Genomic DNA, 19534 nt, shown 5'->3' on the forward strand with positions numbered 1-19534 from the left:
TTTAAGGAGAACCATGATGAAAACATCCACGCCCTGCCCTCATTGCCAGAAGCCATTGACTGTTGAAGACTTTGAAAACTTTACTTCCCCGTTTACCATGAAATGCCCGCATTGCAGCGCAAAGCTTAAGGAAACCAAAGTCACGCCTTTTTTGCTTTTGCTCGCTGCCGTTGCCGTACCTTTGCTCCTCGTTCTGGGCATCGCCGTCAAAACTTTTTTGGCCGGCATCATTCCTTTAGTGGATAAAGTGCCGACCGCATTGGTTTTTCTGGCATTTTGCTATCCGCTGTATGCTTTATATGAAAGCTTTAATGCCGCTGTAATGTTCAATAAAGGCAATTTGCATACCAAAAATAATAGATTTGAAAGCGGGAAATTTCCCGTTTGCTCCAAAATGGAAATGGTCAGGAAAAGGAGATTCCAATGATTAAAGTATCGGGAACACAGACAGAAGCGTTAATTTACTCAGATTCCCCTCAGCTAACTGCAATTGAACAGATTGAAGAATTATGCAACCAGGCATTTTTGAAGGATGCCAAAATCCGTATCATGCCGGATTACCATGCCGGAAAAGGCTGCGTTATCGGAACCACAATTAAATTAACCGATAAAGTCGTCGCCAATCTGGTAGGGGTCGATGTCGGCTGCGGCGTAAAAGTAGTGCAGCTAGACGACCGCTCGATCGATTTCAATCAATTGGACCAGATTATCCGCCAGTTTGTGCCGAGCGGCATTGAGCTGCATTCGGAAGAAACCGTGGGATCGGTTAAGGAAGAATTTCCAGAATCCGCTGATTTTAAAGCCGGGCACATTCTTAACAATGACCGAAGCCGCTTTAGCCTCGGCACCTTAGGCGGGGGCAATCATTTTATCGAAGTGTCACGGGATGAAGACGGGCGACATTATTTGCTGATTCATACCGGCAGCCGCTATGTCGGCGCAAAGATTGCGCAGCATTATCAAAAATTGGCGTTTGATTCATTGAACCGCAGCGGCATTTCAGACATCATTGCCCAATTGAAGCTGGAAAACCGGCATTCGGAAATCCAGTCCGCCATTAAACGCTTTGGCGATGAACACCCGCCGATTCCAAAAGACTTGGCTTATTTGGAAGGCCAGGCTTTCCACGATTATATTCATGACATGAAACTGGCCCAGCAATATGCACTCGCCAACCGGAACCAAATTGCAGAAACGATCCTTTCCCGGATGAACTTGACCCAAGCCGGTTCATTTGATTCGATCCATAACTATATCGACACCGAAAACATGATCTTGCGAAAAGGCGCCACTTCTGCGCAAAAAGGCGAACAGCTTGTCATTCCGATCAATATGCGCGACGGTTCCATCCTCGCGACCGGCAAAGGCAATAGCGATTGGAACTATTCAGCCCCGCACGGCGCTGGGCGGGTGATGAGCCGGACGCAAGCTTCCAATACGCTGAACCTGGAAGATTTCACTGCTACCATGAAAGATGTCTGGACCAGTTCCGTGTCCCTTGAAACACTCGACGAAGCGCCTATGGCCTACAAGCCGCTTGAAGAAATCATGGGCCAGATCGGTGACACTGTTGAAGTATCAAAAATCATCAAACCCGTCTATAATTTCAAAGCAAGCGATAAGTTTGTCCGAAGATAAAGGCAAAAAAACAGGAAAAGGCAGCAATTGCGCCTTTTCCTGTTTTTGTCTACTGCCTTAATAAACTTTGTCGCCGTTAAAAATCGAGTTTTTCACGATTACATAATCCACTGTGCGGATTGCCGACAATTTGTCGCCGCCGGCATAGGAAATCGAAGACTGAAGATCCTGTTCCATTTCCACCAAAGTATCTTTCAATGGACCGCGGTACTCGACAAACATTTTTTTGCCTTCAACGTTTTTCTTTTCGCCTTTTTGGAATTCAGAAGCCGACCCGAAATACTCTTTGTATAACTTGCCGTCCTTCTCCACGGTTTGCCCCGGAGATTCTTCATGTCCTGCGAAAAGTGAACCGATCATGACCATCGAAGCACCAAAGCGCACTGATTTTGCAATATCGCCGTGTGTCCGGATTCCGCCGTCGGCAATAATCGGCTTAGTGGCCGCTTTTGCACACCAGCGAAGAGCCGCCAATTGCCAGCCCCCTGTACCGAAGCCGGTTTTGATTTTAGTGATGCAGACTTTCCCGGGGCCGATGCCCACTTTCGTTGCATCAGCGCCTGCGTGTTCCAATTCTCTTACCGCTTCTGGCGTTCCTACATTCCCTGCAATGACAAAGCTTCCAGGCAAATGCTTTTTGATAAACCCGATCATTTTGATAACGCCGTTGGAATGGCCATGCGCTACATCAATTGTAATGTATTCCGGCGTAACGCCTGCATCCACCAATTGCTGGACAAACGTATATTCTTCTTCTTTGACGCCCACACTGATTGATGCATAAAGTCCACGCGCCTGCATGTCTTTCGCAAATTCCAAACGTTTTTCCGGCTCAAAGCGGTGCATAATATAGAAGTAATTGTTTTCAGCTAAATATAATGCAATGGTTTCATCGACAATCGTCTGCATGTTGGCAGGCACTACCGGCAGCTTAAATGTACGCCCTCCAAATTCAACCGATGTATCACATTCCGACCGGCTGTCCACTACGGCTTTTGCAGGAACCAATTGAATATCTTCGTAATCAAACACATTTTCCATCTTAAACACTCCCAAACACGAATATTTTATGTATATAACTCTATAATTGTTCGCCCATATGATAATGTACTTTATTTTCAGTCAGATGTCAAAGACGAATTCCCGGATATACTGAAAGCCGCCGGCCCTCTCAATTAAAGCCTAAAGAAAAAGCTGCCGGGGAAGGAAGTATCCTCCTGCCCAGCAGCCTCTATTTTCATGAAATCAAATCCGCAGTCGCATCGTCGATCACCAGAACATCCAGGTAGCCGCCTCTTAGCGCAGCCCGAATGCTTTCCACTTTATGCGTACCTTCCACAATGCCGATGACTTCAGGAATTTTTTTGTATTCGCTGATGTCCAGTCCGATAACCAAATCGTTCAACGGATGCTTGATTTCATTTCCGGCCTGGTCATAAAATCGCGAACCGATATCACCAACTGCGCCCGCTTGTTTTAAAGATCTTAAATCCTCTTCTTTCAAGTATTCCATCGTCGTCATCGTGGAACCTTCGAACGGATTGCCGATGCCGACAACCGCCATGTCCACATTGCGCCCTTCCTCCAGTACCATCGCAATGTCTTCCGATTGAATCAGACGCGCTTTCAATTCAGTCGTTTCGACCATTGCCGGAGCGTACAGATAAGAGCAATCCGTATTCATTTTCTGTGCCAGCTGATAGGCGAGCAGGTTGGAATGAATATCGACCAGTTTCCGTCCCATTCCACCGACCAACGGAATGATTTTCAGCTGCTGATGCTGTTCAAAAGGGTATTCCTGTACAAACTTTGCCAAGGTGCTCCCCCAGGAAATGCCCAGCGACTTTTTCCCGTTGATGTTTTTGGATATGTAGAAGGAAGCGGCTTTTCCGAGAGAATGCTTGATCATCTCCGGATCCCGGCCGGCAGCCGGCACGACAATCGCTTCTTTCAATTGATATTTTTTTTCAAGCCGATGCTCCAATTCAACCGTATGCGCATTTTCATCTTTAATATAAATTTCCACAATGCCGGTTTCCCGTGCTTTGTTCAGCAATTTGGAAATCACCGGCCGCGACACCCCGATTTTCTTGGCAATTTCGGCCTGTGTCTGCCCTTCAAAATAATACAGCCTCGACACTTTCACAATTTGTCTACGCTCTTCCCAATTCATCATCGCTGCACCTTCTCATCATAATCAACTAAAAGCGGATGGACCTGTCCGATAAACCGCTTACATTTCCGGATCAAGCTGCACGGAGCTTATTTCGTCCGCACATCGCTTTCGTTTCGTCCCTTTTTATCCTCTTCTATTATAGGATGCAGAGGCAGTATTTGGCAATTAATGATGAACACCTTTTCCAAGCCACGATGCAGCTGCTTCGTAGAGGCTTTCGCTGACAGTCGGATGGGCATGGATCAAGGAAGCCATTTCTTCGACCGTCCCTTCCAAATGGATGAACGCCGATGGTTCCGCAATCATTTCCGTTACATGGGGGCCGACCATCAACACACCAAGAATTTCACCGTATTTTGTGCCGGCAATCAATTTTGTAAATCCATCCTTTTCACCTTGAGCCAAGGCTCTGCCATTGCCGGCGTGATCTACCCGTACGACTTTATAGTCGATGCCCTGTTGCTTCGCTTCTTCCTCCGTCAGGCCGACGCTGGCAATTTCAGGGCTTGTGTAAACACAGCGGGGCACTACAGTATAGTCAATTGTCCGGTTTTCCCCTGCTGCATTCTCTGCTGCCACGATGCCTTCTGCGCTGGCCACATGAGCGAGCTGCCAGCCGCCGATGACATCGCCGACCGCAAAAATTTCCGGCTGGCTTGTGGCCATCCGCTCATCCACTTGGACAAACCGGCCGTTCATTTCCAAATTCAAGCCAGCGAAAGCAGCGGTATTCGGTGCCCTGCCGACCGCCATTAGAATAAGGTCTGTCTCCAAAGCTTCTTTTTTGCCGTTTTCGGTCTCGACGTTTACAAGCTGCGTGTTTTCTTCTTGTTCAATGCTGGTGACTTTTGTGCTTGTAAGCATTGAAATCCCTTTCTTTTTCAACGATTTCGCCAGAGCCTTGGACGCATCGGGCTCTTCGCTTGGAACAATGCGGCCGCTCATCTCGACGATGCTGACCTGCACATTCAAACTGGCAAAAATGCATGCAAGCTCTACCCCGATGATGCCGCCGCCCACAATAACCATCGATTCGGGAATTTTTTCAATATCAAAAATTGTATCACTCGTAAAGTATGTCGCGTCTTCAATGCCGGGGATTGGCGGAACAATGGGCCGTGAACCCGTAGCGAGAATAACTCGTTCCCCTTGGACCATTTCTTCCCGGTCTTTCAGCTGAATGGCAATCGAACGGTCGGCCCGCATTTCTCCCAAACCGTTGAATACATCGATTTTCCCTTGTTTCAGCAAATACGCGATGCCATTCCTCAATTGCTGAATCACTGCATCTTTGCGGGCGAGCATTTTGGACAGCGAAAATGTCACCGGTCCTGTTTCAATGCCCCAGCTTTTGGCTTTTTCAATGGTCTCAATGACTTCTGCGTGCCGCAGCAGTGTTTTGGAAGGGATGCATCCGCGGTTCAAACAGGTACCGCCGAGTTCACGCGCCTCGATCAGCGCCGTTTTTTTCCCAAGCTTGGCAGCCCGGATCGCGGCAACATAACCTGCAGGACCACCGCCAAGCACGACCACTTCATAAGTATTCAATAGGATCGACTCCTTAAATCAATAATTTAAACGGCTCTTCTAGTACTTCTTTCAGGTCGGTCAAAAAAGCCGCTGCCGGAGCTCCGTCAATCACACGGTGATCGAATGACAAACTAAGGACCATCATCGGGCGCAGTTCAATTGCCCCGTTCACACCTACCGGTTTTTCATTGATGCGGCCGACTCCCAGAATAGCGGATTCGGGCTGATTGATTACAGGGGTGAACGCATCAATGGCATACATGCCGAGATTGGATACGGTAAAGGTGCCTCCTGCCATTTCGTCCGGTTTCAGTTTGTTTTCGCGCGCCGCTTTGCCGAGGCGTTTGCATTCAGCTGTCAATGCGGAAAGGCCTTTTTGGTCAGCGTTTTTCACTACAGGAACTAAAAGCCCATTGTCGGCAGCTACAGCCAAGCCCAGGTTGATTTCATCCCGGTACACAATTTCATTTCCTTCCAATGAGACATTGACATTGGGGTGCAGTTTCAGTGATGTCGCCACAGCTTTCATAATCATTTCCGTATACGAAACCCGGAAGCCGGTCTGCTGCTCAATGGAGCCGAGCAATTTTTTCCGAAGCTCGATGGTTTCGGTCATGTCCACTTCGGTTGTCAAGGTCACGTGAGGCGCGGTCGTTTTGCTTTGAAGCATGCGCTGGGCAACCACTTTCCGAATGCCTTCCATTTTTACACGTTTTTCACCAGTTGTCGCAGGGGTTGATGCATTTGCAGATACAGGCTGTTTTGCTCCTTCCACATCAGCACGGTAAATCTTCCCTCGTGATCCTGTTCCGGTCACCGCATTCAAGTCAACGCCTTCCGCTTCAGCCACTTTTTTCGCCAGCGGCGTTGCTGTTGGTGCTGCATTTGAAGAAGCAAAAGCCGTCACATCGCCTTGATGAATCCGTCCATTTGGACCGGATCCCGGCACTTCTGCAAGCGTAACGCTTTCCTCTCTTGCCACTCTGCGTGCGGCTGGTGTCGCCCGGAGTTTTTCAGCCGTTTCCGCTGTTTGGGCCGGTTCGTTCTCCACTTCTTGAGAAGTGGTTTCGGTTATGCCTTGCTGTGCCAGATCTTCTGTTTGCGGCTGCCGTGAGTCGCTTGCATCTTCCTGTTCTTTCACAGCTCCCGATTCGCCTGGGGGAGTATCAGGCACTTGTTCGCCGGCTTCACCGATATATCCGACGACGTGGTTGATCGGCACTTCATCGTCTTCTTCAAAATACTTTTTCAACAGAATTCCTTCTTCGTAGGATTCCACTTCGATATTGATCTTGTCCGTCATGATCTCAAATAAAGGTTCGCCCACTTCCACTGCGTCGCCTTCATTCTTGAACCATTGCAGCAACGTTCCCACTTCCATCGTGCTGCTCAATTTCGGCATGAATATTTCTTTAGCCATTGGTCTGTTCCTCCTCCCTACTGGCGGTTTAGCGTTTCTTTTACGGCTGCCACAATGTCGTCGACCGTCGGAATGGCCGCTTTCTCCAGTTCCGGATTGTACGGAATCGGAACCGCTTTGCCGCCCAGCCGCTTAATCGGTGCATCCAGATAATCAAAGGCTTCGCTTTCTGCAATCGTGCTGGCAATTTCTCCGCCGAACCCGCCGCGCTTGACCGCTTCGTGCACGACAATCAGCCGGCTCGTTTTCTTCACGGACTGAATGATTGTTTCGGTATCCAGCGGGACAAGGGTACGCGGATCAATCACTTCCACTTGGATGCCTTCTTTTTCAAGTTCCGCTGCCGCTTCAAGTGATTTATGGACCATAATCGCGGTAGCAACGATTGTCACATCGGACCCTTCCCGTTTCACATCTGCTTTCCCCAGCGGAATGGAATACTGTTCTTCCGGCACGTCCGACTTCGTCTTGTAGCAAAGTTTGTGTTCATAAAAAATGACCGGGTTATCGTCGTCAATCGCTGCTTTTAGGAGCCCTTTAGCGTCATAAGCTGTTGAAGGCTGAACCACTTTCAAGCCCGGCACATGGGCCATCCAAGCTTCCAGGCTTTGCGAATGCTGCGCCGCTGCCCCTGTTCCGGAACCTGCCGGCGTACGCAAAACCATTGGCACTTTTCCTTTGCCTCCGTACATATAGCGGATTTTCGCAGCCTGGTTAACCATATTGTCCATGGCAATCGTGATGAAATCGGAAAATTGAAGTTCCAGGATCGGCCGCATGCCGGTCAATGCTGCGCCGACTGCTGTACCGGAAATCGCTGCTTCAGAAATGGGCGTATTGCGGATCCGTTCCGGGCCGAATTCTTCAATCATGCCGCGCGTCACCCCAAAAGCGCCTCCATAGACACCGATATCTTCACCCAGAATAAAGACATCTTCGTTTTGGCGCATTTCCTGGCTCATTGCTTCTCTGACCGCTTCTAAATACGTTAATTCTCTCATCGCTTTACTCTCCTTTGCTCCGCCTTAGGCATAGATATCTTCCATCAAATCATCAATTGTCGGCATCGGGCTGTCTTTTGCAAATTCCACCGATTCCTCGATTTCTTTTTTCGCTTCGGCTTTGATGTTGTCTGCTTCTTCTTCCGTCAACAAGCCTTCTTGGACCAATACGTCCCGCAAGCGGGCAATCGGGTCTTTCGCGCGCCATTCCTGCTCTTCTTCACGTGTGCGGTATTTTTTCGCATCACTCTTCGAATGCCCTTTCCAGCGGTATGTTTTCGCTTCGACGATGGAAGGCCCTTCGCCGTTCCGCGCCCGTTCCACTGCTTCTCCGACACCGTTCATGACATCGAACACATCATTGCCATCGACGACTTTCCCTGGAATGCCATACGCTTCTGCCCGCTGTGCAATGTCTTCTACGTTCATCATTTCTTTCACTGGCCCAGACATGCCGTATTGGTTGTTTTCGCAAACAAAGACTACCGGAAGTTTCCATATCGATGCCAAGTTGACCGCTTCGTGGAAACTGCCCTCATTGGAGGCACCGTCTCCAAAAAAGCAAAGTACGACATAGCCTTCGTTCCGCATTTTAGAAGTTAAAGCAGCCCCTGTCGCAATCGAAAAGCCGCCGCCGACAATTCCGTTCGCTCCCAAATTTCCTTTTTCGACATCCGCGATGTGCATCGATCCGCCTTTGCCTTTGCAATAACCGGTCGTGCGGCCGAACAATTCAGCCATCATCTTATTCACTTCTGCCCCTTTGGCGATGCAATGTCCATGGCCCCGGTGCGTACTGGTGATTTTGTCTCTGCCTTCAAGCACCGCAATGGACCCTACCGCTGAAGCTTCCTGGCCTACTGCTAAATGCGTTGTCCCGTGGATCATGCCTTTTGCAAAAAACTCATCTACTTTTTCTTCAAAATAGCGGATCAGCCACATCTGTTTCAATAAACCCTTTAAATCTGTCTCTTGGACGCGGGGTGGTAAATTAACTAATTGTGCCATTCGAAATCCTCCTCTATTTTACATTTGTTCACATGCGTAACATATGTAAATATCATAAGACTTTTCAGTCTATTCGTCAAGAAAGAAAAGAACCAGGCTCCTCTGCTAAGTGGAGAAGCCTGGCCCTTGAACAGGAGAGTATTATTTTATGCTTTTCTTTGATTTGTACGTCTTGATCACTTTTCTGGATGAATTGACGTCTTTTAAAATCCGGTACGGTTTTTTGATCGCCCGTACTGGAAGAGAAAACAGCAAATGGCTCAAATCTTCCCGGTACTCTTTGGTCATCCGGGTAGGTTTTGTTGCAATGCGTTCGTAAATTTCCCGGTAAAACTCTTTTTTCAAATCCACTTTCAATTCTTTTGTCCGGTTGCATTGAAGGCACCTGATGCTCTTGATATCACTGTTAATGTACGTGATTTCGTGATCGACTTCCTCTTTGCAGTGAACACAATACAATCCCGCTTCCATTTTTTTCACTTTCATTTAGAACACCTTCTCATTTAATGGTTTAACGTTTCTACCCGATGAATAGAATGTTCTTTTTCTTCGCTCGTTGAAGCATTCGTAGAAAGTTAAGCTTTTACTGGATTTTCTTTTTCTGCTTTTGCGGCAAATGTATCATCCTGCATGCGGCGCAGGCGCCAGATGGTCGATTCTTTCGTTTGAACCACATCATCATACGAAATAATTTCGCCTTTTTTAATAGCGCGCTTCAACTGGACATTGCGGTCTACTAACCCCATCGGCAGGGCATTCTGTTCTTTGGCTTCTGCAGCAGACAGAATGCTTCCATATACCGTAAAGCCGCCGATGCTGTCGAGGAACTGTCCTTCGTCAAGATCCGTCTTGGCCACTGTCACGGTTTCAGCCTGCAGGCCTTTCCACGGTGCAATGGTCGCTTCGTTGTAGATGAACGCTCTTGCGATGGAAATCGGCGTTTCCAGGCTCGTTAAATGATAAGGGCGGTACAGCACGTAATTCGGACCTTCTCCCATGCTCAAATACTGCATTTCGTGGTTGACTTCATCTTTTTCCGAAGCCACGATGGCAAATACGCCAGGCGCGATGCCGTTGATGTACTCCACAATTTTCTTATTATCGACTTGTCCGCCGTCTTCTTTCAACTTAAAGATTTCCGGCAGCCCTTTGACATCACTGACAAAGCCGTTCATGCCCGGCTTGTCCGGCAGGAATCCGGTGGCATTCGCCACAGCTGTCATTTCGACCATCGTTTTCGTGCCGTCCTGGAATGATGCCAGCATTTTTGCACTTGCGCCTTTTCTGGCCGCTTCTTCTGCAGCGGTATCCGGATTGGCATCCAAGTTCAATGGGTTATTTTTTCCTTTGCCAAGTGCGACCACTTCAAAGCCGAGCGCATCAGCAAAATCATACAATTCCATAATGGCTCCCGGTTCGTCTCCGGCAGTGCCGGTATAGACGACTCCGCTGGCATCCGCCATTTTTTTCAGCAGCGGGCCGATCGTCACATCCGCTTCTACATTCAGCATGACGATGTGTTTTTTGTTCAAAATGGCATCCCATGCAATTTTTGCCCCGATGTCCGGCACACCGGTTGCATCGACGACCACGTCCACTTCCGTCAAAGAAGTCACAAGCTGCGCATCCGTCGTAGCGACCACTTTGCCATTTCGGACAGCTTCTGCTGCTTTATCGGGGTTATCGGTCTTTATGATGTCTGCATCCGCTACACCGGATTTTGTATAAGCATGGACGACATTTTCAATTTGGATGTCTGCGGTGATGACTACCCGCATGCCGACCATATTTTCGATCTGGGATACCATCCCTCTTCCCATTTGCCCAGCGCCGACCAAGCCTACTTTGATTAAGATTCCATTGTCCTCAAGTTCTTGTAATTTTCTATTGATACCAAGCATTATAATGTCTCCTCTTTGTCAGGCTTTTAAAATGCGTATTTCAGCTCCCAGTGCCAATTCAGGCAGGGGTTTGTTTTCTACACACATCGTTCCAGGTAAGTCCGCTGCCACATCTCCGGTAAAGGAAATGGTGCAATGGCCGATATCTTGCAAAGTCTCGTTCACTTTGCTGCCGACAAAAAGAATGGCGTAGCGCTCACCGTTGATTTCCAGTACATCACCCGCTTCTACGTGTTCGTGGAGATCTGCTCTTTCATGGATCACGGCAAACGACCGAAGTTCTTCCGGCACCGTATTGTTAAAAATGACCATCATCTGTTCTTCTGCAAAAATTTCCACTTCTTCGCCGATTTCTGTTATTTTAGCTTCGTATTTTTTAATCATAAGATCCTCCACCTAACTGCCTCCTTTAAACTATTCAAGAAAGTATCGATTTTTAGTTTTTGTTTGATCAGCGCTTGTCGGAGCTATACGGCCGTTTACGCTTTTCTTAGTGTCCAGCTCTACGGCCAGGCTCTCGGGTCATAAGCCAGCCCAGCTGCGTGATAAAAAGCACCACTTCGCTGGTCCGGCTTATGCCGGTCGAGCCTTAACGGCCGTTTACGCTTTTCTTAATGTCCAGCTTCAACGCCCAGCCCCTCGAGGTCGCTTCAGACTGGCCTTTGATGGCCAAGACCGCCATCATAGGCCAGTCTTCCAGCGCTTGTCGGGGCTATACGGCCGTTTACGCTTTTCTTAGTACAATCCAAAGCTGAATAGGTAGGCGATGACTACTGCCAATGGCCCTGTGATCATACGGGAAATCAAGACAGCCGGAACCCCGACTTCGATTGTTTCCGGTTCCGCTTCACCTAACGTCAAGCCGACCGGTACAAAGTCAGCCCCAACTTGCGGGTTGATGGCGAATAATGCCGGTAAAGCCAGAGCTGGCGGAATATTGCCGCGCCCGATTTCGACTCCGACCAATACCCCGACAACCTGGGCGATAACCGCACCCGGACCGAGCAAAGGCGACAGGATCGGCAATGCACATATAACGGAAAGGATCAGCAAGCCGAAAATGTTGCCGGCAAGCGGCGATACGAAATTCGCAATAAGATCGCCGATTCCGGTATAAGTGATAATCCCAATCAGCATCGAAACAAACGCCATGAACGGCAGGATGTTTTTCAGCACTTGGTCAACCGTTTCCCGGCCGGCCTGGTAAAGGACACCGACCACTTTGCCGGCGCCGCGGCCGACCCGCTCGATAATGTTCATTTTCTTCGGCTGCTGATACGTTTCAGCCGCTTTCCGCTTCGCTTCTTCTTTGATTTCCTGCGGCGTTTTTTGGACAGCTGGAGCTTCCACTTCATCGACGGCTCTTTGCACTTCATCCTGGTCTTCATAAGGCGCTGCCACTGCACGGATATCAGAAACCGTTACCCCTGACACAAAATTTTCTTCATTGATGAATTTCATTAATGGACCGGATGGCGATGTTGCATTGACGTTAATCGTTAAAATTCCCATTTTCGGATAAACGCCGCAGCGGGCGGTCCCTCCGCAGTCGATAATGACGCAAGCCATCGTTTCTTTGGCATAGGATCCTTTAAAGCCGTCCACTGCTTCGGCGCCTGTCAGCCGTGCAATTTCTTCGGCTACCGGATGGATTCCGCCGCCTGTGACCGACACAATATACCGTTGTTCTTCGTTCGGGCGGATCGTAAGCGGACCGCCCCAGCCTCCGCGGCCCTTCGTGACGGAAACCGCCTTAAAATCTAATGGTGTTTGAGTACCTGCCATTTTGCTTGCCTCCTTTTCAAATGAGCGCATCTATAAAATTTAAACTTCCATTCCTTTTGCTTTCATCATGCGGACCGTAATGATTTCTGTCACAATGCCGCGGATTAAAATAACAATGATCCCGACAATGAAGTAGCGGATTGCCAAAGGCCCAAGCGACAAGCCTAATGTAGTAATCCCTGCGGATATCCCGAGGTAGACGAACAGTTCAGCTGGATTCGCATGTGGGAACAAGCCCGTAATCGGATGCACAAACGAAACTGCCGAATCGTAGAAAGCCGGCTTTTGTTTTTCCGGAAGAAACTTTCCGAAAGTATAAGCCATTGGGTTAGTCAAGAAGAACACGGCCAATACCGGGAACAGTGAATACCGCAAAATAATGTTTTTCGTACTTCTGCGCGCCAGCCGGTTGATGCGCTCTTCACCGATAATTCGGATCAGTGCATTGATGGCGGTGATTAATACAATCAGCAAGGGAATAATGCCTGTAACAAGTCCTGTAAACGTATCAGCACCCGCTTGGAACATTCCGATAAAACCTTCAGCGAGCTTAACCAAAAAATCCAAAATTGAATTTACAACTCCCATTTTCTTTCCTCCTTAAACTGCCAGATTGGTTTTCTTCTCCATTTGGCCTTCGATTTTTTCAAAAGCCATTTTAAATGCTTGAACTCCGTCTTCTTGATCCAGCCTTGCTTTCACTTGTTCCATATGCAGCCCATCGTATTCAGTAAACCGTTCAAAGCGGCTGAATACTGTCACCCCTCTCATTAATTGGCATTCAACAATCACCCCGTCATCATCTGTTACTGCGATTGCAATCACGCCGATTCCGAGTTTTTGTTTCTGGATGCCTACTCCTAAGTAACCGGAAGACCTGTTGCTCATTTTTTTAATGGTTGCCTGGTAATTTTTCAATTGCACTTTCGTCAGCATGATTTGAAGCAGCCAGATGCCTGCAAATATTACGATAAACCAGCCCCACAAAATGAACCCCTCCGTTCTTCTTTACATATGTTCTAACATGTAACAATTGTTATTAGCTACATTATAAAAGCGCTTTCAAGAGAAATCAATAGTTATTGGTAGAATATTTTTATTATTTGCTTAATAGTGTTTTTTTGAACAATCGATATATAGAAAAAAGCTGCCCGAGTCCAAGGCAGCATTAAAATTCCATCTTTCTACCTGCGATACATCATCGGATTTCTGTTGGTTTAAAAATTTCAAGAATCCGATTCTTTGCCGAATAGTTGGTACATATCACTATCGGAATTTTTGCCTAAGCAAGCGTTTCAAGGTGTTTTCAAGATCTTTCTCCAAATCATTTTTAGATTCATCGTACAAAGCGGCAGAATTCCTAAAAAACCCACGCCTATAATGCCATAGTGTAATTGTTGCTTCATAAAAGTCATTGTCTTCAGCCGGATCATTGTAATTGACGGCAAGTTGAGAACGATATTCTTTCTCCAGGCAGCAGTCGGCAGTCAAGGTGCTGATTTCATCGCCGTCAAGATCCCGGGTGACCCAAACCGAAAAGTTCCTCTTTTTTTGCGCTTCGAACTGGTCTGCATAGCGTGCTTGAAAATGCTCTGCCAAAGCCCCAGCTAGAATTTCCAATTCCATAACTTTGTTTTTGACGTCTTCGTTGATTCCTTCTGGAGCAATGGTCATGTATTTATTCGGCAGGCTGGATTTGTCTGCGCCGAAAAACCCTTTTATGATGTCATCCCCCACCTCTCTTTCTTCCTCTTGTTATGCACAAACTTTTTCTTATTGTATGAGTAGCAGAAGCTATTATTTTTTCAACAAAGATTTCTCTAAAATAATTTTAATTTCCCCGTCCTGACCGGTATAAGTCCCTGTCACATCAAATCCGTTTTTAATATTCAGCAAAAGCATGCTTCTCCATTTGTTTTTAGTCTTCGTTTGAATTACTTGAAAGCCGCTATTTTCTGCATATTGGTGCTGCCGTTTCATCAAGCAAGAAGCGACGCCATAGTTTCTGTAAACTTTGTCGACTCCGCCAAGCCAACTGTAAAACTGCTCATGGTTCAAAGCATAGCCGATTTTATAGCCGACAATCCTTTTCTCATGTATTGCAACATCTATTCTTAATCCTTTCTTTTCTCTCATCCTGCCGGCTAAATCGTCCGAACCGCCGAAGATGGACTCATGCAATTCAGCAATTCCATTCATTGCACCGCCTTCAAGAGCTGAACTGATATCCGAGTAGCTGTTGTAGCTGATTTTCAATTGTGGACCTCCTTTTGGTGTGCCATTTCACCAAAAATAGCTTAGTTTTTATATTCCAATCGAGATCCCGCCGGTTTTTCAGCAAGCTCAAGCAATTGGTGCACCACTTTTTTCCGCGTGCCAAAATCAAACGGTTCCCCGCACGGCCGCCCCAGTTTGAACGGTACATGCAAAGTGCGCGGCACCCCCGTTTTTTCAGTGACATCCGGAAGGAGGGTTATCATGGATGTGGCCACTCCTGAAGCTTCTAAAGCCCGGGCATACAGCCCAAGCACATTGTGGCAAGTGCCTCAGCCAGGCACCAAAAGGGCGACATCGATTTTCTTGTTTTTAAACAATTCCACTACTTGTGGAATCGATTCCGCTTCTACGTGTTCGGTATCCATAATGCCGCCGAACAGCCCAATGTGAACGTCTGACACAGCGCCAATTTCGCCTGCCTGTTCCAGCTCTTTCAGCTGCTGGATAGGAAAAACAATTGTCGTGTCTTTTTTGGCAGATTTCAAATCATAGTACATATGGGTCACCGTCAGATCCTCTTCACTGGCATCTCCCGGTACAACTCGGATCGTATGGTCGCCTGGGTGGAGGTCCAAGTTAAACGGAATATCCGTTTTCAGATGGACCCCGGCAGTGGACAGCAAAGCAACTTTGCATTCGGACAAAGGCTTTGCCAAGATGGTTTCCGGAAGTCCCGTTTGTTTGTTGACATGCTTTAAAGTGAAATTATTGTACGCTTTTGGAAAGTTCTTCGAAAATGCCACAGATAATTTTGATTTGATTTTTGTCCGGTTTTTCATTTTTTTGCGATGCCTCCATTCACTTTTTTATTGCCGGCTACCGAAATTTGTATCCACCACTGCGAAACCAGCTTTTTTTCAGTTAGTTGTGTTATTGATTCGACTGTCCCTATACGAATTCCTTTAATTCACAGAAGCGAAGAAAGAAAAAATTCATTTAAAAAGCAGCCTAAAAAGTTTTAGGCTGCTGAGTTTCGGTATTGTGGTCCGCAAATCAATCAATGATGATGTCCGGAAGAGGATTCTTGGTTTTTCGGACCTTGCTTTAAGGACTCTATTTCAGCGTCTGTCAGGTGACCGACGATGATTTGTTTGCGCGGGCTGATGAGTGATCCTTCATTTCCTGCATGGATCCGAATATAATAGAGGCCATCTTCCTTAAATCGAGCGGAAAAGCTGTAGACTCCATTTCCTTCGTTTCTCGCCTCTTCCATCGGTGCAGCAACTGTGCCGTCCTGTTTTAGGATTTCCACATGCATGAAGTCGGCATCTATTACAGCTTGGCTGTTCTGGGTAAGAATTGCCTGGATTTCGGTTTCTTGATTTGCAGAAATCTTCGGCTCATTTTTTATCTCCACTTGGAGGGGCGTTTCCTGTTTGTATAGCGTTGCAGCATCTTCCCGCAAACCGCAGGCACTGATACCAAGGAATAAGAAAGCGGAAAGCCCGAGTGGCAGGATCCTCTTCAATTTCTTCGTTTGCCTGCTTATGCGTTCAGCCATTTTTTCACCCGCTTTGTCCGTTGGATAATTGCTTGGTCTAGAAGCCACACGGCTAAAATAGAAAATCCGACTAACGGAAACAGAATGCCCATTGCCAAGATTAAAAGTAAAAACTTCTTGGATTCCGCTGCCGATGGAGCCTTGGGCGCACCTAAAGCTTTTTCGGGCCTGCGTTTCCACCAAAGATAAAGACCGCTAAACACGACCAGCATCAGCCCAAGGCAAATGGCCAGACTGACCAGCTGGTTGACTAAGCCGAACTGCGTGCCTTTATGCAGCGTGATTCCCCAAGCGACGATTTTGCCGATGACTCCGTAATTGCCGTAGCGGTAATCGGCAAGAATTGCGCCGGTGTATTGGTCGATATGCATCGTTGCCTCGTCCTGCGCTTTTGGCGAAAAGATCGACAACGTGTAGACGCCGTCTTTTTCTTGCGGCAGAAAAACCGTATAGCCTGGGTAAAGGCCTTCATATTCTGCCGTTTCAATAATGTGATCCAATGACTGGGGGACCAACCCTTCAATAGTTGACAAAGGCACATCCAAATTCTCGGCAGCCCATGGCACTTCAGCTATTTCTTTTGTTGCTGCCGACGACTTCGGGGCATCCCCTATCCAGACAGAAGGCGGATAGCCTTCTCCGGAATTGGTGATCAGTGTTTGAAACCCGTTGCCCCAAAACCCGGACCATGGCAGGCCGGTCATGATCAAAAACACCAGTCCTCCGGTGATCCAAAAAGCCGGAACGGCATGCAAATCTCTCCTCAAAACTTTAGCGCCTTTTGTGAATCGCGGAACGACAACACCGGACAAGCTCCTGCTGTTTTTTGGAAACCACAAGTACACTCCGGTGACAATCAGTACCAATGCCCAGCAAGCTGCCAGTTCCACTATCCGGTCGCCGATTGTACCCGCCATTAATTCGCCGTGCAGTTCTTCGATCCGGTCCATGATGCGGTCTTGATCTGCCAGCTCTCCGACGACTTCACCGGTGTATGGATTTAAAAACACAGTATAAGATTCGGTTCCTTCCGATAACTTGAACTCGGTAGAGCGCTGCTCGTCTTCACCTGGGCGGTACTGCGTGGCAACAGCATTCGGGTAAAGCTCCGCCATCTTCTTCAATTGTTCATCCGCTGTCAGCCTAGTTTCCTGAGGAACCACTTCGTAGTAATCGTTATACAGAACTTGTTCGATCTCTGTTTTGAATAAATAGATGGAGCCGGTCACTGCCAGCAGGAACAAGATGGGGGCGAAAATGATTCCTGCGTAAAAATGCCATCTCCAGATGATGCGCTGCAGCGAAGGATCCCGCTGTTGTTGTTTTATTTTCATATATGTCCTCTTTCTTTTTCAGCTCTTCACATCGTACTATGTTGTACTGTTCATAGCTGTGGAGAAAATGTGACACCGTTCGGTAAAATCAAAAAAACATGCTGGAATGTCCAGCATGCAAAAAACTGCTATCAGCTTTTGAAATTTGATTTAATAGGAAGGCTGATAAATCCGATCCGTATCCGTATCGATTACAAAGTCGACTTCTATTTCGCTGTCGTAAGGAACCCTATCAAAATGATGCATCCGGCAAAAGAGCTCCGGAAAGCTTTTCCCATCAACACTGTGTTTTTTGGCCTTGAGGTATTTCTCTTTCAACTGTTTTTTGGTGCATTTTCTCCCTGTTAACATTACGGACTGGAAATAGCCATCTATTTCAATAATCATACGGAATCACTGCTGTTTGCTAAACAGCTGATTAGCTCTAATTTGTATTCTGTAATTCTTCTACCTTCCCCCATACTTCCTCCAGCGTGCCTCTGAACAAGCGGTTCAGTTTCGCAGTCGAATCTTCCGGTTTTTCGGTCAGGGTGCGGACGTAAGCTTCCAGCCGGACGATTTCAATCTCAAGAAAGTCATGGATGGCACTGATTTTCTCTTCCAGATCTATCTCCACGCCTGCTTTTTTCCGGTCAAGCAGCAAAAGGACTTCCTTTTTCAGTTCTCCTTCCGGCACCATCGCTTCCAATAGCTCATCAAAATCGATCGGCGGGATGGATTGGTTTTCCTCAATCCATTTGCAGGCAAGCACCGGGCGCAGCGCGTAAAAATACTTCTTGATTTTCACCGTCGCCCCTTGCAGATGGCTTTGGTAATTGGACTTCGCCATATTCAAATAATGGTGAAGGCTGGCGTTCGGATAAAAAATGTCTGATTCCAGTTTTTTCATGTTCTCAATGAATGAATACTTCTCGTAATAGACAATTTCGCTTTTCAACCATTCCAGTAAAGGCGGGTTGCTTTTCCGGAACAAGCGCAGCGCTTTCGTAATTTCCCAGCCGCTGATGTCCAAAAGATCGTTTATCGGCATTTCAATCACGTCGCGTTTTTCACCGATGCCTTGAGGATCAATGGAAAGGTACCAATCCGGCTGGTGCACATATATGAAACGCACATCGTAGTCACTGTCTTTGGAAGGGAATCCCCAAGCCCGGCTGCCGGATTCTACTGCGTATAAAATTTTTACTTGGAACTGTTCTTCGATTTCTTGTAATTTTTCTAGAATTAATTGATTCACTTCAGCTGCTCCCATTCCTATTTAATTAAACAAATAAGCTTTTTTATTTTTTCAAGAAACGTTTCGTTTCGAAAAGAACCTTCATGTCCTCTTTTTCGGTTGTCGATATATTCATATTCCCCAGTTATGCGGATTGTTCCTATTTCCATCAAGTCCAAGATCCGCCTGGCTTCATTGGCACTTCTAGATTGAATATCTGCTAATGTTGTTCTTTTGTTCTTTATAATTTTCTCAAACCATCTAGTTTGGTTAGTATCGTTTAGAAAATCGACCACTTCTACAATATAAATAAAATCCAGTGGTTCTAGAAAACCGTAGCCTTCGCAATATTCCTCATAAAGCTGTTTCATGAAACTGATGAAACACTCATCAACAAGAACAATTCTGTCCAGCAGCCCTTTGATTCTTTCCTGTTCCCTCCTGCCAAAAGGGATTTCAGTGAATATAATTTCTATCAATTCATATCGGCTGTACTTGGCTTTATAGTTTATATCGAGCAATTTAAAGTGAAATTCAGTACCGTAAACTTCTTCTATATCAACGGCCGTGTAAAGCCATGCTTCAAATTCTTCTATACTGATGTCACTTCTATAAATTTCATAAAAGCGGTTTTGAATTTCCTGCTTCGTTAATGACGGGTTCTTCTTTTCTTGTTCTATGGTCATTCACTCTTTCATTTGCAATCAACTTAAGTAGAACGTAAAACCAGAAGACGCGGTTGCTTCT

The 19534-nt window shown here is 46.9% G+C and carries 23 protein-coding genes; 2 read left to right on the top strand and 21 right to left on the bottom strand.

The features are described from left to right. The first annotated feature begins 16 nt into the window (after window positions 1-16). Both BLQ32_RS05875 and BLQ32_RS05880 read left to right on the top strand, forming a co-directional pair. A complete protein-coding gene (locus BLQ32_RS05875; RefSeq protein WP_074509444.1) occupies window positions 17-427 on the top strand; it encodes a hypothetical protein in 411 nt (136 codons plus the stop codon). Then, on the top strand, window positions 424-1638 hold the full coding sequence (locus BLQ32_RS05880) for an RtcB family protein (RefSeq protein ID WP_074509445.1): 1215 nt from the start codon (window positions 424-426) through the stop codon (window positions 1636-1638). The genes BLQ32_RS05875 and BLQ32_RS05880 overlap by 4 nt, the downstream gene beginning before the upstream one ends. A gap of 57 nt (window positions 1639-1695) precedes the next feature. On the opposite strand, the gene guaC is transcribed toward BLQ32_RS05880, so the two are convergent. The 21 genes from guaC to BLQ32_RS05985 form a co-directional block, all read right to left on the bottom strand. After that, window positions 1696-2679: a GMP reductase gene (gene guaC, locus BLQ32_RS05885; protein ID WP_036804032.1), complete on the bottom strand. Its 984-nt coding sequence runs from the start codon at window positions 2677-2679 to the stop codon at window positions 1696-1698. A 196-nt stretch (window positions 2680-2875) separates the two neighbouring features. After that, a complete protein-coding gene (locus BLQ32_RS05890; RefSeq protein WP_036804029.1) occupies window positions 2876-3814 on the bottom strand; it encodes a sugar-binding transcriptional regulator in 939 nt (312 codons plus the stop codon). Window positions 3815-3979: 165 nt separating this feature from the next. Next, the gene (gene lpdA, locus BLQ32_RS05895; RefSeq protein ID WP_074509446.1) at window positions 3980-5362 is read right to left on the bottom strand and encodes a dihydrolipoyl dehydrogenase; all 1383 of its coding nucleotides are present in this window, start codon (window positions 5360-5362) and stop codon (window positions 3980-3982) included. A 13-nt stretch (window positions 5363-5375) separates the two neighbouring features. Next, the gene (locus tag BLQ32_RS05900; protein WP_074509447.1) at window positions 5376-6764 is read right to left on the bottom strand and encodes a dihydrolipoamide acetyltransferase family protein; all 1389 of its coding nucleotides are present in this window, start codon (window positions 6762-6764) and stop codon (window positions 5376-5378) included. A 17-nt stretch (window positions 6765-6781) separates the two neighbouring features. Beyond that, a complete protein-coding gene (locus tag BLQ32_RS05905; RefSeq protein WP_074509448.1) occupies window positions 6782-7765 on the bottom strand; it encodes an alpha-ketoacid dehydrogenase subunit beta in 984 nt (327 codons plus the stop codon). A 24-nt stretch (window positions 7766-7789) separates the two neighbouring features. Beyond that, entirely contained in the window at window positions 7790-8773 is a 984-nt protein-coding gene (locus BLQ32_RS05910) for a thiamine pyrophosphate-dependent dehydrogenase E1 component subunit alpha (protein WP_074509449.1), read from the bottom strand. Between the two features lie 141 nt (window positions 8774-8914). After that, window positions 8915-9259 carry a bh protein gene (locus BLQ32_RS05915; RefSeq protein ID WP_074509450.1) on the bottom strand — a complete coding sequence of 115 codons (345 nt, stop codon included), beginning with the start codon at window positions 9257-9259 and terminating at the stop codon, window positions 8915-8917. Between the two features lie 89 nt (window positions 9260-9348). Then, window positions 9349-10674 (bottom strand): NAD(P)H-dependent oxidoreductase, encoded by a 1326-nt coding sequence (locus tag BLQ32_RS05920; protein WP_074509451.1) that lies wholly within the window; start codon window positions 10672-10674, stop codon window positions 9349-9351. Between the two features lie 18 nt (window positions 10675-10692). Further along, window positions 10693-11058 (bottom strand): PTS glucitol/sorbitol transporter subunit IIA, encoded by a 366-nt coding sequence (locus BLQ32_RS05925; RefSeq protein WP_036804108.1) that lies wholly within the window; start codon window positions 11056-11058, stop codon window positions 10693-10695. 351 nt (window positions 11059-11409) lie between these two features. Continuing rightward, the gene (srlE, locus tag BLQ32_RS05930; protein WP_053165744.1) at window positions 11410-12459 is read right to left on the bottom strand and encodes a PTS glucitol/sorbitol transporter subunit IIB; all 1050 of its coding nucleotides are present in this window, start codon (window positions 12457-12459) and stop codon (window positions 11410-11412) included. Between the two features lie 39 nt (window positions 12460-12498). Further along, window positions 12499-13026, bottom strand: a complete 528-nt coding sequence (gene srlA, locus BLQ32_RS05935; protein ID WP_036804105.1) for a PTS glucitol/sorbitol transporter subunit IIC — start codon at window positions 13024-13026, stop codon at window positions 12499-12501. Between the two features lie 33 nt (window positions 13027-13059). Further along, window positions 13060-13446 (bottom strand): transcriptional regulator GutM, encoded by a 387-nt coding sequence (locus BLQ32_RS05940; RefSeq protein ID WP_074509452.1) that lies wholly within the window; start codon window positions 13444-13446, stop codon window positions 13060-13062. A gap of 279 nt (window positions 13447-13725) precedes the next feature. Continuing rightward, window positions 13726-14196 carry a hypothetical protein gene (locus tag BLQ32_RS05945; RefSeq protein ID WP_074509453.1) on the bottom strand — a complete coding sequence of 157 codons (471 nt, stop codon included), beginning with the start codon at window positions 14194-14196 and terminating at the stop codon, window positions 13726-13728. A gap of 60 nt (window positions 14197-14256) precedes the next feature. Then, window positions 14257-14715 carry a GNAT family N-acetyltransferase gene (locus tag BLQ32_RS05950; protein WP_244890324.1) on the bottom strand — a complete coding sequence of 153 codons (459 nt, stop codon included), beginning with the start codon at window positions 14713-14715 and terminating at the stop codon, window positions 14257-14259. Between the two features lie 41 nt (window positions 14716-14756). Then, window positions 14757-14939: a hypothetical protein gene (locus BLQ32_RS05955; RefSeq protein WP_036804010.1), complete on the bottom strand. Its 183-nt coding sequence runs from the start codon at window positions 14937-14939 to the stop codon at window positions 14757-14759. Window positions 14940-15005: 66 nt separating this feature from the next. Beyond that, complete coding sequence (locus tag BLQ32_RS05960) at window positions 15006-15515, bottom strand: glycine/sarcosine/betaine reductase selenoprotein B family protein (protein WP_051413716.1); 510 nt, start codon at window positions 15513-15515, stop codon at window positions 15006-15008. 218 nt (window positions 15516-15733) lie between these two features. Next, window positions 15734-16237 carry a FixH family protein gene (locus BLQ32_RS05965; protein WP_074509454.1) on the bottom strand — a complete coding sequence of 168 codons (504 nt, stop codon included), beginning with the start codon at window positions 16235-16237 and terminating at the stop codon, window positions 15734-15736. Next, on the bottom strand, window positions 16222-17571 hold the full coding sequence (locus tag BLQ32_RS05970) for a PepSY-associated TM helix domain-containing protein (protein ID WP_074509455.1): 1350 nt from the start codon (window positions 17569-17571) through the stop codon (window positions 16222-16224). Before BLQ32_RS05970 ends, BLQ32_RS05965 begins: the two co-directional genes overlap by 16 nt. A 150-nt stretch (window positions 17572-17721) precedes the next feature. Further along, window positions 17722-17958, bottom strand: coding sequence for a hypothetical protein (locus tag BLQ32_RS05975; protein ID WP_074509456.1), 237 nt, complete (start codon window positions 17956-17958; stop codon window positions 17722-17724). A gap of 37 nt (window positions 17959-17995) precedes the next feature. Further along, window positions 17996-18808 carry a nucleotidyltransferase domain-containing protein gene (locus tag BLQ32_RS05980; protein WP_074509588.1) on the bottom strand — a complete coding sequence of 271 codons (813 nt, stop codon included), beginning with the start codon at window positions 18806-18808 and terminating at the stop codon, window positions 17996-17998. A gap of 17 nt (window positions 18809-18825) precedes the next feature. Beyond that, the gene (locus tag BLQ32_RS05985; protein WP_074509457.1) at window positions 18826-19473 is read right to left on the bottom strand and encodes a hypothetical protein; all 648 of its coding nucleotides are present in this window, start codon (window positions 19471-19473) and stop codon (window positions 18826-18828) included. Window positions 19474-19534 lie beyond the last annotated feature (61 nt).

The sequence above is a fragment of the Planococcus glaciei genome, assembly GCF_900099655.1.
GTDB classification, from domain to species: Bacteria; Bacillota; Bacilli; order Bacillales_A; family Planococcaceae; genus Planococcus; species Planococcus glaciei.